Genomic DNA, 14,253 nt, shown 5'->3' with positions numbered 1-14,253 from the left:
CATGGCGGGTAAATTAACCGTTTATTTAAGGCTGATGCGCCCGGCAAACATCGTAACTTCGGTTGCGGATGTGCTGGCGGGCATTGCTATAGCCGGTTATTTTAGTCACCTTACTTTTACTGCCAACAGCTTTTACCCTGTTTTGCTGCTATGTCTGTCAACCATTGGTTTATACGGCGGCGGCATAGTTTTTAATGATGTTTTTGATGCCGAACTTGACAAAGTAGAACGCCCGGAACGTGCCATCCCAAGCGGCTTGGTAAGTCTGAAAGAGGCGACATTTTTAGGGGCATTTTTATTATTGTGGGGTATCGGGTTCGCTTTTTCGTATAGTAACCATGCGGGCGCTTTAGCTGCAGGAGTTGCTTTTTTTGCATTGCTGTACAACAAGGTAAGCAAGCATTACCCATTTGTTGGTCCGCTGAATATGGGCTTATGCCGCGGTTTAAATTTATTGCTGGGGATAAGCATTGCGGTACCTATGCTTGAGCATTTTTATTACCTGGCAGTAGTGCCAATTATTTACATATTCTCTATCACCATGATCAGCCAGGGTGAAGTTCATGGCGGTAATAAACGTAATTTATACATCGGCGGGGTGCTTTACGCCATCGTGATTTGCGCTATAACTTTCTTCGCCATTAACCAGGCACAACCGGCCGCTATCGCATTTTTACTGCCATTTGCATGGATGATATATCGTCCGCTGGCTAATGCTATCAAAAATCCCATTGGCCCCAATATCGGCAAAGCCGTTAAAGCCGGAGTTATCTCCCTGATATTAATGGATGCTGCATGGGCAGCAGCTTTTGGCGCTATATGGGCCGCTGTGTTTATTGCGTGTTTACTGCCTGTCTCTATGCGGTTTGCTAAGGTGTTTGCGGTTACGTAAAAATCTAGGAACGCAATCTCTATGTAGGACATAACGACTAATTTATCGCTCGGTGACGCTCTTGGCCGCTAAGGCCAGTTACTTTACCTTAGATGCAAAGTAACCAAACATCAAGCCAATTCGATCGCTTCATCCGCACAGGCCAGACACCCGGCCCGGCGAATTGGCGGGCCTTTACGCTCTTTTATGTTAGGTCCGATACAAAATCATTGTTAAAAAACGAAATGTCAGCAAAAAAGCTTCGGGTGAGGGAAGGTAAAACAATGGTGGCTTTGCGCGCAGGAACGGGCATTCGCAGGTTTTGCTGAAGCGTGGGATTTGTGGGTGCGATAGCGGGGCAAAAGAGGCGCGGTCCGAGGTTTTAACTGTACTGCCGGGCAAAGGCCAAGAGCGCAAAGAAGCCTATTTGCTGACTTGATTTTTGGTTCTTTTCATCAAGGAAAAGAACAAAGGCCTCCGCGGCCATAGCGGGGCAAGCCTCGTGCGTTAGGGTTCCATAGTGATAGCTTTAAAACCATTACCAACTGCAATGTTTAACCCTATTCTAATCCTACCTCAATATTTTCGTCAAATTTTGGTTAGATAGGGGATATTAATTTTATGTTTTAGATATTCGCTTTTAGATATGGAATTTTTGCAGCAGTCGTTTAGTGTAAAGTTTGAGTACAAGGTATTTTTTACTACAGGCCTTTTTGAATTAACCAATACCGGTTTTAATGATTTTTTAGAAGCCGATTCAACATCGACCTCAGTAAAAAAGATATTGTTCGTGGCAGACCAGGATGTGCTTAAAGCCAACCCTGCGCTTGCCGGTCAGATCAAAGCTTATTTCACAACTTACAAGGCTGCCCAGCTTATTCCTGAGATCATATCTATGCCGGGAGGCGAGATCATCAAGAACGACGAAAGCTATTTCAGCAAATTGCTGGATATCATTAACCATTACAATATCGACAGGCATAGCTATGTAGCGGCCATCGGCGGCGGGTCGTTGTTGGATATGGCCGGTTATGCAGCCGCGGTTGCGCATCGCGGGGTAAAACATATCCGTATCCCTACTACGGTGCTGTCGCAAAACGATTCGGGTGTTGGGGTAAAAAACAGTATTAACTATTTCGGTAAAAAGAATTTCCTGGGTACGTTCGTTCCGCCGGTAGCCGTGTTTAACGACGACCGGTTTTTGCTGACACTGAGCGATCGCGATTATCGTTCGGGTATAGCTGAGGCCATTAAGGTTTCGCTGATCAAGGACGCTCAATTTTTTGAATGGCTTGAAAACAACGTGACAGCATTGGTAGCCCGTGACGGGGATACCATGAACTACCTGATAAAACGCTGTGCCGAACTGCACCTTAACCATATTGCCGGGCTGGATCCTTTTGAAAAAGGCTCATCGCGCCCGCTGGATTTTGGGCATTGGAGCGCGCATAAATTAGAACAACTGACCAACTTCAAAGTATTGCACGGCGAGGCGGTCGCTATGGGCATAGCACTGGATACGGTTTATTCTAATCTTTCGGGCCGCTTATCAACAGACGAAACACACCGTGTGATCAATTTGATTAAGAAGGTCGGCTTTGAAATTACGCACCCTTTACTTGAAGTAACCAACAATGACAGCCCGATACTGGTAGGCCTGCAGGAGTTTAGGGAGCACCTGGGCGGCGAACTGACCATCATGCTGCTAACCCAAATTGGCACGGGAGTAGAGGTGCATGAAATGGATGCCGCTTTGATTAAACACGCGGGAGAGATATTGAAGACGGAATACGCGCTTAGCGCGGTATGACCTCACCTAAATCCTCTCCAAAGGAGAGGACTTTGAATAATAGAATTATAAATAAATAAGGAAGCCCCCTCTCCTTGGGAGAGGGTCGGGGAGAGGTATTATGCAAACATCAACCGGACATTTAACATACTGTACCAATATTCATCCCGGCGAAAACTGGCCGTCGCACTTTGCTGCGCTGAAAAAGAATTTTCCGGGGATAAAAAAACAATTATCGCCTGATGGTCCTATGGGTATCGGCTTGCGGCTATCTAACGTAGCCAGCACCGAGCTGGATCAGTTTACTAACCTGACTGAATTTAAACAATGGCTGGCCGACAACGATGCTTATGTGTTTACCATGAACGGTTTCCCTTATGGCGATTTTCATCATACCGTGGTAAAAGACCAGGTTCACGCACCCGACTGGACAACCAACCGCCGTGTTGACTACACGCAGCGTATGTTCCGCATTCTGTACCAATTGCTGCCAAAAGGCATGGATGGCGGTATCTCTACGTCGCCGATAAGCTATCGCCACTGGCACAGCACGCCTGAAGAATTACAGGAGGCCACCCGCATAGGCACTCACAATATGTTACAGGTTGCCGCCGCGCTGATCAGGAAATACCGCGAAACAGGTGTGATCATGCACTTGGATATTGAACCGGAGCCTGATGGTATTTTAGAAACCGGCGAAGAGTTTATTAACTGGTATGAGCGGGTGCTTTTGCCAATGGGCCGAAAAGAGATTGCCGAGCAGTTTGATGTTGATGCCGACGAAGCCGAAAACCTGATCAAACAGCACATCACTTTATGTTATGATGTTTGCCATTTTGCCGTTGGATATGAGCCGCATCAGCAAATTATTGATGAACTGGCCGAGAAGGGTATAGAGATAGGTAAAATACAGATCAGTGCTGCACTTAAAGCCGATCTGCCCAAAGACGCCGACAGGAGTGAGATCAGGGCCGCTTTTGACAGGTTTGATGAGCCTACCTATCTGCACCAGGTTGTAGCTAAAAAAGTTACCGGCCATGTAAAACGTTACCCCGACCTGCCCGAGGCTTTGGCCGATATTGATAACCCAATGGTTGAAGAATGGCGCGCGCATTTTCATGTGCCTATATTTACCGGCGAGTACGGTTTGGTGCAATCAACACAGTCGGACATTGTAGATGTGCTGGCTATTCAGAAAGCAAAATCGTTTACCAATCATTTAGAGGTAGAAACCTATACCTGGGGTGTTTTGCCCGATGCTAAAAAATTACCAATTAACGATTCGATAGCCCGCGAACTGAACTGGGTTAAAGATCAATTATAAAATTTACCATCATGAAGAAAACGGTTGTAATAGATGTTGTAGGCTTATCAAAATCTGTAATAGGCGAGCATACGCCGTTCCTGAAAAAATATATCGCCAACAGGCATTTAACTACTATCGAGCCGGTTTTACCTGCGGTTACTACATCGGTACAGTCAACCTATCTTACCGGCAAGTGGCCAACGGATACCGGCATTGTAGGTAATGGCTGGTATGACCGTACCGACTTGGAAGTGAAATTCTGGAAACAATCGAACAAACTGGTAAACGGCGACAAGATCTGGGATAAGGGTAAAAAAGAAGACCCGGCTTTTACCAGCGCCAATATGTTTTGGTGGTACAATATGTATTCTACCGCCGATTATTCGGTAACCCCGCGCCCGCAATACCTGGCTGATGGCCGTAAGATGCCCGATTGCTACTCTGAACCTGCCGACCTGCGTGATGTATTGCAGGAAAAGCTGGGTCAGTTCCCCTTATTTCAGTTTTGGGGGCCGGGTGCCAATATCAAATCAACCCAGTGGATTGCGGATGCAAGCATGCTTAATGACGATCTGCATAATCCAACTCTGACCACCATATACCTGCCGCACCTTGATTATTGTCTGCAAAAGTTTGGCCCGGACCTGGAAAAGATTAGCAAGGAACTGAATGAGATAGATACGGTTATTGAGCAACTGGTGACATTTTATAAAAAGAAGAATGCCGAAATTATTATCCTGTCAGAATACGGCATTGCACCGGTAAATAACCCGGTACATTTAAACCGTTTGTTCCGCGAGAATGGTTTGCTGCAGATCCGTGTAGAGCGGGGCTTAGAGTTGCTGGACGCAGGCGCGTCAAAGGCTTTTGTTGTTGCCGATCACCAGATAGCGCATATTTATATCAATGACACATCGGTTACTGAAAAGGTTATCGCTTTGCTGAAAGGTGTTAAAGGGATAGAGTTGATACTTGATCGCGAAGCGCAAAAGAAATACCATATAGACCATGAACGCGCGGGCGATATTGTGGTTGTGGCCGATGAAAAAAGCTGGTTCACCTATTATTTCTGGCTGGACGATGCCGTAGCACCGGATTACGCGCGTTGCGTGGATATCCACAAAAAACCGGGCTATGACCCTGTAGAAATGTTTATGACCTCGAAGGGCCGCGCAGCCTATAAATTACTGCGCAAGCTGGCCGGTTTCAGATATGTGATGGACGTGATCCCGCTGGATGCCACGTTAATTAAAGGCTCGCACGGCCGTACCAACATTGCTGATGAATATAAAGCGGTACTGATCACCGATGATGTACAAAAAGAAGTGCAGCCAACGGATGTGTTTAATGTGATCTGGAAGAGTTTGAAGAGATAAGAAACTGCCTAGCATACGCCCGTTAAAGCGTCCACGCTTTAACGAATAAAATTGCGAGCGTCTACGCTCGCTGGCCAAAAAAACATTTTCAGTAAAGCGTGGACGCTTTACCGGGCAGAATAAAAATGCCCGCAAAATTTTGCTATTTGAAATTATAATTATCAATAGTTTTATTATTTTCGTGGCTGTTAACATATACCTAAACTAAATGAATAAAGTTTTAATGGCAGCAGCCGTTACGTTATTATTTGCCGCTTGTAAAAAAGATAATAAGCAATCTCCTCAAAAACAAATAGATCCGCCCTTAGCAACATTTAAAGACTCTGTTTCACTTAATCTTGACGGAACTTTTTATAGCTATAACGACGTAGATATGATAGGCACTGGCAATAACCAGGCTAACCTGAAGGTTGATTCTATTGATAAAACCGGGCACCGTTATATTTCTAACGACCCGGATACCTTGCAGTTTTATAGACTTTTTTCACTGAAAGGTAAATCAGGAGAAATTTCGTTTGCTTTTTTTAAAAGATTTGCCACAAAGCAGTTAATTGTTAGTCATGAGCCTATTGGTTACGGCGTACTTATGCCAACCGACGAAGGCGATTTATTTAAGGCGGGAACTTACGGGTTTCCGTTAGACTATAGCGGAATAAACGCTCATGACGGTATTGCTATTGCACTTTCTAAGAATATAAGACTGACGTCTTATGATCAAACAGCGCCAGGCTACCCGGTTGTTGTAAATGCTGATGCTCAGCAAAAAGCGCAATTTAAAATTATAAACTCTCAAAAAGAAACCAATGGGTATTTGCTGGAAGCCCGTTTTTCGATGAATTTATTTGAGCATGACGGTACCGTTCACAAAGTAGATAATGGCTACATTAAATTTCGTCTTGATGAATCTCCTTTAGGGATATTTAATTTTTAGATTGTTTGAATTTTTCAAGTAGGCATGCTGCTTGCGTTAATATAATAATTTTAAGTCAATAATGGTGGCGCTGTTTTGTCATTAAATACATCATCAAAAATCGCCTGAAAAGCAGTGATTTTGTACCAAACTGTATCATGAAACCCGCAGCTTAAAATTAACTATTTTATTATCAATTAATTGCAAAAACGGGTGTATCAAGTGAATCATCTGTCACACATTCGCGTGGAACAGGCGTCGCCCAAAAAGGGCATTTTTATTATCACCTCAATCATGTAAATTACGGGCTTAATTATAGCGCAAAATGATCCGTAATTTCACGTGGAGTATAGTAATGCTTGGTGTTTGCTTCGGGCTGACGGCAAGGGCACAGCAAGGCAATCAAATCCAGGAAATGGCACCCGGTATTACACGGGTAACCCTGGGCGAAACCGATAAGTTCTCGCCTTACAACATCCTGCAGGAAAAGCCCAAGCTTGCCGCCTTAAACCAGTTACCTGCACCCGGTGCAGAGATCGATCCGAAAGCTATCCGCATTGAACTTACCCCGCGTGGCGCAGTAGTACACATCCCGCTTGATGATAAGGAGGAACTGTATGGCTTTGGTTTGCAGATGAACTCGTTCAGGCAGCGCGGCATGCGCAGGCAGCCCATCGTGAATGATAACCCGTTAAATGATCTGGGCTATACGCATGCGCCCACTACTTTTTACTTGTCCAACAAAGGCTATGGCATATTCATTAATACTTCGCGCTATACTACCTTTTACACCGGTACGCATAAACAGGTAAAGGGCAACGCCAATATCAACACAGGCGCGGGCAACGGTAACGGGCAATCTGTAGCCGACCTTTACAAGAATACCGGTAGCCAATCGGGCGAAGTGATCGTGGATATCCCGGGCGCCAAGGGGGGCGATGTATTCATTTTTAACGGGCCTACCTTGAAAAACGCCTTACAGCGGTACAACTTGTTTGCAGGCGGCGGCGCGCTGCCTGCTATGTGGGGCCTTGGCGTGCAATACCGCATGAAAGCTGATAGCAAGCAGCAGGATGTATATAACATGGCCGGCTATTTCAGAACTAACCATATCCCCTGTGATGTCTTTGGCTTAGAACCACAATGGCAAACGGCTGCGTATTCCTGCTCATACGTGTGGAACCCCGAGCATTTCCCGGCCCCGCAAGAACTGATCGATAAGATGCAGGGCGAGGGCATTCATCTTAACTTATGGGAGCATGCTTACACTTCGCCGGTATCGCCCATCTACGCGTCGTTAGCAAGCAGCGCTGGCGACTACAAGGTTTGGAACGGTCTGGTGCCTGATTTCGCCGGAAAGACCGCGTCACAGATCTTTGGCGATTACCATAAAAAGACCTTTGTAGACCACGGCATCGCCTCCTTTAAAATGGACGAGTGCGATAACTCAAACATCGCCATGGGCGATCAAACCTGGGCCTTCCCGGAGATGTCTCAGTTCCCGTCGGGTATCGACGGCGAGCAGATGCACCAGCAGTTTGGTACGCTGTATTTTCAAACCATGTATAACCTGTACAAAAAGGCCAACAAGCGTTCGTATTTCAATATCCGGTCGTTGAACGGTTTCGCGTCATCATACCCGGTATCATTATACAGCGATACCTATGTGCATAAAGAGTATATCCGGATGATCAGCAATGCCGGGTTTTCAGGGTTGCTGTGGTCGCCAGAGGTTAGGGAATCAGCCTCTATAACGGAGCTATGCCGCCGTACGCAGACGGCTATATTGTCATCACAAACGGTATTTAACAGCTGGTATTTAAAAAGCCCGCCTTGGCTGCAGTATGACAGAGATAAGAACAACCGCGGCGAACTATTGCCAAACGCCAAAGAGGCCGAAACGCACATCCGTACCTTATTAAACTTCAGGATGAGCTTTATCCCATATCTGTATACAGCGTTTGCCAAATATAACCGGGAGGGTGTGCCGCCGTTCAGAGCACTTGTGGTTGATTATCCCGACGATAAGAACACTTATGATGTATGGGATGAATATATTATAGGCGATAACGTTTTGGCCGCCCCCTTAGCCGATAGCGCCTCTACTCGTAAAGTGTATTTGCCAAAAGGCAACTGGTATGATTATAATACCAACAAACTATATGTCGGCGGGCAGAGCTATGAAATTGCTACAGGCTTAGATCAAATACCTATATTTATCAAGGAAGGATCAATATTGCCAATTGCAAAACCTGTTGAATTTATTTTTTCTTCTAAAACAATATTTAGCATTACTTGTTTGGTGTACGGAAAAACGGCAGGTCCAATCCAGCTTTTCGAGGATGATGGGACTTCGTTTGACTATGAAAAGGCCGGTAATTATAATATACTTACCTTAGGCTGGCAAAATGGTAAAGGAAATATTACAAGAAAAGGTGAGTATAAGAAACACCTGTATAATGTTGAAAAATGGGTTAATTTATAAGCCATTCTACTAAAAGTTAATAAACGATTGACGTTAAGTTAATCGAATATGATATGAAGTTAATAAAAAAAAACTACTTTTGTTGCCAATAATTAAGTACCTAGTTATATAAAATGCAAAAAACATTACAACGAAGCCTGCTGGTCTTATTGATATTCATTGCACTCTTTTCTTCGTGTGTTAATCAAAAACAGATAGCTTATTTTCAAAAAGGTATTAATGGGTCAGACACCATGGCCGTAGCAAAAGCTTACGTACCTAAGATACAACCTGGCGATATTCTTGCTATAAACGTTGGGTCATTAAATCCTGTTGCAAGTAGTTTTTTTAATCCATACTCAAGTACTCCAATAATTTCTGATAACACATCGGGCGCAGCCAATGGCGTTTCTGCTATAGGATCTGCGGGTATAGCCCCGGCGGCATCGCAATCTACCGCACAGGGATTTTTAGTAGATCCATCAGGAACTGTTGAGTTACCTCTTATCGGATCATTAAAAATTGCTGGTCTTAATACTTCTGAAGCTCGTGATACGATAAAAAATAGACTTAAAACGTATCTTAAAGAACCGACTGTAAATGTTAGATTTTTAAATTACAAGATATCTGTTATGGGCGAAGTTGCAAGACCATCAGTATATGTAATACCCAATGAACGTATTACATTACCGGAGGCTTTAAGTATGGCTGGTGATATGACCATTTTTGGTAAAAGAGAAAATGTGCTGATTATACGTGATGAAAATGGTAAAAAGCAATTTGGCCATATAGATTTAACCTCGCGCGAGGTTTATACCTCTCCATATTATTATCTGCATGCTAATGACATTGTATATGTAGAACCAGGCAAAGGCCGGATTGCGCAAACGGATAAGATCTATCAAATATTACCTGTGATATTAAGTGCATTATCGCTTATTTCTATTATTGTTATTTACGGCCACAAATAGCCAAAATTCGATTTACCAAAATGATCTACGAGAATACCGAAGGATTTATTGAAAAAGATAACGAGCCTAATTTACGCGAAGTTTTATTTCCTTATTTAAAACATTGGAAATGGTTTGTGGTGTCAGTTTTGTTTTTTTTGGTGTTAGGCTATGTTTATTCAAAGTTTCAAACGCCTCTATATAAAATTGAGACAGATTTGCTTATTAAGGATAATAAGGGTACTAAAGGCGGGCAGAATGATTTATTAAAAGACCTTGACTTATTTACGTCTGATAAAATAATTGATAATGAGATATTAATCCTAAAGTCCAAAACTTTACTGCAAAAGGTGGCAGAGGGTTTAAAATTGCAAACTTCATACATTTTTGAAGGTAGAATAAGAGAGGAAGAGGTATATGTAAACTTACCTTTTGAAGCAACGTTGCTAAAGCCTAATAGTAATGCTTACAAGATAAAACTCACTGTAAAACTTTTAAGCGCTAGCCAGGTAATGGTAAATGGCAAGACATATGCAGTTAATACACCCATTGAAACCGGAGCAGGTATAATTTTGATTAAACCAACAGGCAAAGGAGAATTGAGTCAACTCCTTGATGTGAAATTTAATGAAATGGGGGACATAATTAATGATTACAGCGATAAATTAAAGGTAGATCCTGTTAGTAAACAAGCAACATCATTAATAATTACTTTAGAAGATGCTATACCACAAAGAGGCAAGGATTTTCTGAACAGGCTTGTTGAAGAATATAATGGAGCGGCTTTAGAAGATAAAAATAAAGAAACTTCAAGAACACTAGCCTTTATTAATGACCGTTTAAGTGGTATAGCTTCAGAACTAAGTTCTGTAGAAAAAAATGTAGAGCGTTTTAAATCAAGTAATCGAATTACTGATATAAGTGCGCAATCTCAAGCTTTCTTAGAAACTGTAAAAGACAATGATAAGGAATTAAATAAGGTTTTAATTCAACTTAGTATACTAAAAAATTTACAAGAATATTTAAATCAAAATAATAATCAGGCATCGTCTTTGCCATCAATGTTAGGTATTGATGACCCGACTTTATTAGGGCTTGTTTCGCAACTTGGTGAGACACAATTAAAAAAGCAAAGTTTATTACAAACAGTACCTGAAACCAACCCTTTAGTGGTAACCTTTACCGATCAAATAAATTCACTAAAAAGGGCGATACAGGAATCTGCAGTTAATTTAAAAAGTGGGTTGGAAATAACAAAACAACAATTGCAATCTAAAAATAACCAGTTTGAATCTGTTATTACGCAAGTCCCTTCAAAAGAAAGGGGTTTGTTGGACGTGATGCGGCAACAGGAAATCAAAAATAATTTATTCACTTACCTGCTGCAAAAACGAGAAGAAACAGCAATGCAGCTAGCATCTGGTGTGGCGGATAGTAGAATAATAGATGTTGCTTTAAGTAGCAAGTATCCCGTTAAACCGGTAAAAAATATCATTTACCTGGCTTTTTTGCTTATGGGGCTTATTTTACCAACCATAATTATTTATTTAAGAGGGGCATTGAATTTTAAAATTAGCAGAAGGCAAGATATTGAACGCTTTACAAACGTACCAATATTGGCCGAAATATCTCATTCTGATGATTCGAGCCCATTATTGGTTGCTAGTAAACCACGTTCAATGGTTGCAGAACAGATCAGGGCTTTTCGTACTAATTTGCAATTTGTTATACCTGATGAAAGTCATAAGGTAATACTTTTTACATCCAATATGAGTGGCGAAGGAAAGTCCTTTGTCTCTCTTAATCTTGGCGCAAGTTTAGCAATGTCAGGAAAAAAGGTAGTGATCCTTGAACTTGATTTGCGTAAACCTAAACTTCACACCGGTCTGAATATTGAAAATGCTAAAGGTCTGTCTAATTATTTAATAGGTAAAGCCGATTATAAAGACATACTCAAGCCAATATCATTGCAACAGGATTATTATCTTATAACTAGTGGCCCTATTCCTCCTAACCCGGCAGAGTTATTAGTAAATGGCAGGATAAATGAATTAGTAATTCAGCTTAAGCAAGACTTTGACTATATAATTTTAGATGCTCCACCTGTAGGCCTTGTTACAGATGCACAGATATTAGGGCGGTATGCGGATGCAACTATTTTTATTGTAAGGCATAACTATACCGCAAAAGCTCAAATACATTTAATAGACAATCTTTATAAAGGCAAAAAGTTTAGCAATTTAAATATTGTTATGAACTCTATTGATGTAAAAAATGGGTACGGTTATGGGTACGGTTATGGATATGGTTATGGGTACGGTGGTTATTATCAGGAAGATAACACTAAAAAAAGTGGGCTGTCTGGGCTTAGTGGGTTATTTAGAAAGGGTAAAAAATAGTCTTCCTGCAGAAACGATATAAAATAATTAGTGTATTAATAAAAGGACTGTGATGAAGGAATTTAAAGTAATTTTAAACATTTTATTGTTATTATATTGTTCTTGCAGGTACAAGGTTGAGGCACAAGATATTGCTTTAAGCAAACCATATAGTGTTTCCCCTTCACCAAACTACTCTTTATCAGCAAAGGATGTCAATAACACTATTTTAACAGATGGAGTTAACAGTTCTGGCAATCCTTTTTGGGTGTCTGATAAAACAGTAGGTTGGCAAAACACTCAAAGAATTGTAATTGATATTGACCTTAAACAAGTTTCAATAATTGACAATATTGCGTTTAACACCGCTAGAGGAAACAATTCTGATGTGCATTTTCCTGCTCATATATTTGCATTCGGTTCAATTAATAAGCTTGATTACAGCTATTTTGGTGATGCTATTTCTGATACCTCTAACTCTGGCAGTAATTATGAGGTTAAAAAGTTTACATTACCGGCTGTAAAACAAAAAGCACAGTATGTAAAACTAATCATAATTCCTAAAGGATATTATGTTTTTTGTGATGAAATTGAAATTTTTAAAGGTAGCCAAATAGGCAAAAGTTCGCCTGATATCATTAAACCTGACGATGTTAATGGTTACGTCAATTCACTCTTATCAATTACAAGATATCGAAGTGATTTAAAAAGGAATAATTATGCGCTAAACGCCGGAATAAGCGAAAACTTAAAACAGATAAAGGCAGACAGGTTGCATTCGTATCAGGAACAATATAAAAAAGAGCTTATAGTTGATAAGGTTAGCCCCTGGACAAATTTATTAACACCATATAAGCCAATAAATTCGAATGATTATCAATACAGGCTTTATACACCGGTAAATGGTACTTCATATGGTGCCTTTGTGGTAACTAATTTGTCAAATGCTACTCGCACAATTAATTGCGTGATTAATAATACAGCATTGTCAGTTAACAGGTTACAGTTGTACACAGTACCTTTTGTGATGTCTGGTAAAGAAAGCCAGGAAGTTGCAGATCCATTATTAGTTTACAATACCCCAGTGGTTTTAGTACCGGGTGAGTCAAAAATGTTTTTATTTACTGTACTGGGTAAATCTGCTGGTAAAACAACCGCAACAATTAAAATAAGTTCAGAGACATTCGTTACAAACTTACAGGTAGATAATACTGTATGGAGTAATAATTCTTTAAATAAGGATTCAATAAACGCTGTAAATTGGGCATACTTAAATAATCCGCTTATTAGTGATAGGTCAGAAGAAGCAATTAATGACCTACTTAAGCATGGAATTAATACAATGGTAATTCCTCCAACAGCATTACCACTAATTGGCAGCTCAGATTTTAAAAGCTATGAATCTTATATCTCAAAGCTTAAATCATTTAAGAAACTATTCCTTTTTGTAAATTTTAATAATAAAAACAACTTTAAGGGAACTTCCTTTATGTCGGCAGAATGGCAAGGAAGTTTTATTAAATGGTACAATGGGATACTAGCATCATCAAAACTTTACGGATTTTCTCAATCTCAAATATATTTATATCCATATGACGAAATAGGGGCTAAAGATGTTGACGATTTCTATAGTTTTTTGGCCTGGATAAAAAGCAATTATCCTGCGATACATACATTTGCAACTATCGACAAAATTAATTCTATTAAAAAAATAGTGCCATTGCTATCTATAGCACAAGTCATCAATAGCAAAGATGTGATAGATGAAATTAATGGTAGTGCACATAATGATGTTTGGATTTATGACACTAAGCCTAATGCAGAATCCTTATCACCATATACATATTATCGTTTAATATCCTGGAAGGCCTTTTTATATAATATGGATGGCGTTGGTTTTTGGAATTATGCTGATATAAACAATCCGTCAGTCAATAAGCTTAATTTAAATAGTTTTGATGGGGTTAATAACACAAATTATTCAGTTATATATAGAGGTTCTGGACCCGGCTTTATAGCAAGCAGAAGATGGGAAGCATTTAGTGAAGGTATTGAGGACTTTAAATTACTGAAGTTGTACGCCGAAAAGAGCGGCATAGGTAAAGCAAAGTTAATGGCGGAAAGTGTAATTAATTCACCTGATGATATCACCAGGGCTGATTCAATAAGGAATCAAATTTTATCGTCATTATCAATTTTAAAATAAGAA

The 14,253-nt window shown here is 40.8% G+C and carries 9 protein-coding genes; all 9 read left to right on the top strand.

Features of this window, described 5'->3' with window-relative positions; all coding sequences use genetic code 11:
- Position 1: 1 nt before the first annotated feature.
- The 9 genes from eboC (at position 2) to FO440_RS02490 (ending at position 14,250) form a co-directional block, all read left to right on the top strand.
- Positions 2–892, top strand: coding sequence for a UbiA-like protein EboC (gene eboC / locus FO440_RS02530; RefSeq protein WP_222103919.1), 891 nt, complete (start codon positions 2–4; stop codon positions 890–892).
- 625 nt (positions 893–1,517) lie between these two features.
- Positions 1,518–2,681, top strand: coding sequence for a 3-dehydroquinate synthase (locus FO440_RS02525; RefSeq protein ID WP_144246649.1), 1,164 nt, complete (start codon positions 1,518–1,520; stop codon positions 2,679–2,681).
- Positions 2,682–2,781: 100 nt separating this feature from the next.
- Complete coding sequence (eboE, locus tag FO440_RS02520) at positions 2,782–3,984, top strand: metabolite traffic protein EboE (protein WP_144246648.1); 1,203 nt, start codon at positions 2,782–2,784, stop codon at positions 3,982–3,984.
- An 11-nt stretch (positions 3,985–3,995) separates the two neighbouring features.
- A complete protein-coding gene (locus FO440_RS02515) occupies positions 3,996–5,342 on the top strand; it encodes an alkaline phosphatase family protein (protein ID WP_144246647.1) in 1,347 nt (448 codons plus the stop codon).
- A 208-nt stretch (positions 5,343–5,550) separates the two neighbouring features.
- Positions 5,551–6,273, top strand: coding sequence for a hypothetical protein (locus FO440_RS02510; RefSeq protein WP_144246646.1), 723 nt, complete (start codon positions 5,551–5,553; stop codon positions 6,271–6,273).
- 304 nt (positions 6,274–6,577) lie between these two features.
- Positions 6,578–8,737, top strand: coding sequence for a glycoside hydrolase family 31 protein (locus tag FO440_RS02505; RefSeq protein WP_222103918.1), 2,160 nt, complete (start codon positions 6,578–6,580; stop codon positions 8,735–8,737).
- A gap of 113 nt (positions 8,738–8,850) precedes the next feature.
- Positions 8,851–9,687, top strand: coding sequence for a polysaccharide biosynthesis/export family protein (locus tag FO440_RS02500; RefSeq protein WP_144246645.1), 837 nt, complete (start codon positions 8,851–8,853; stop codon positions 9,685–9,687).
- Between the two features lie 20 nt (positions 9,688–9,707).
- Entirely contained in the window at positions 9,708–12,065 is a 2,358-nt protein-coding gene (locus FO440_RS02495; protein WP_144246644.1) for a GumC family protein, read from the top strand.
- Between the two features lie 52 nt (positions 12,066–12,117).
- Positions 12,118–14,250, top strand: coding sequence for a hypothetical protein (locus FO440_RS02490; RefSeq protein ID WP_144246643.1), 2,133 nt, complete (start codon positions 12,118–12,120; stop codon positions 14,248–14,250).
- Positions 14,251–14,253: the final 3 nt, after the last annotated feature.

The organism is Mucilaginibacter corticis, from assembly GCF_007558865.1.
GTDB lineage: Bacteria > Bacteroidota > Bacteroidia > Sphingobacteriales > Sphingobacteriaceae > Mucilaginibacter > Mucilaginibacter corticis.
The sequence above is the reverse complement of the archived record's forward strand: the minus strand, read 5'-3'. Positions and strand labels throughout refer to the sequence as shown.

What these genes read in the sequence shown, in the direction of transcription:
- eboE (WP_144246648.1), top strand. Translation starts at nt 2,782, where the DNA reads ATGCAAACATCAACCGGACATTTAACATACTGTACCAATATTCATCCC.
- FO440_RS02510 (WP_144246646.1), top strand. Translation starts at nt 5,551, where the DNA reads ATGAATAAAGTTTTAATGGCAGCAGCCGTTACGTTATTATTTGCCGCT.
- FO440_RS02490 (WP_144246643.1), top strand. Translation starts at nt 12,118, where the DNA reads ATGAAGGAATTTAAAGTAATTTTAAACATTTTATTGTTATTATATTGT.
- FO440_RS02525 (WP_144246649.1), top strand. Translation starts at nt 1,518, where the DNA reads ATGGAATTTTTGCAGCAGTCGTTTAGTGTAAAGTTTGAGTACAAGGTA.
- FO440_RS02500 (WP_144246645.1), top strand. Translation starts at nt 8,851, where the DNA reads ATGCAAAAAACATTACAACGAAGCCTGCTGGTCTTATTGATATTCATT.
- FO440_RS02495 (WP_144246644.1), top strand. Translation starts at nt 9,708, where the DNA reads ATGATCTACGAGAATACCGAAGGATTTATTGAAAAAGATAACGAGCCT.
- FO440_RS02505 (WP_222103918.1), top strand. Translation starts at nt 6,578, where the DNA reads ATGATCCGTAATTTCACGTGGAGTATAGTAATGCTTGGTGTTTGCTTC.
- FO440_RS02515 (WP_144246647.1), top strand. Translation starts at nt 3,996, where the DNA reads ATGAAGAAAACGGTTGTAATAGATGTTGTAGGCTTATCAAAATCTGTA.
- eboC (WP_222103919.1), top strand. Translation starts at nt 2, where the DNA reads ATGGCGGGTAAATTAACCGTTTATTTAAGGCTGATGCGCCCGGCAAAC.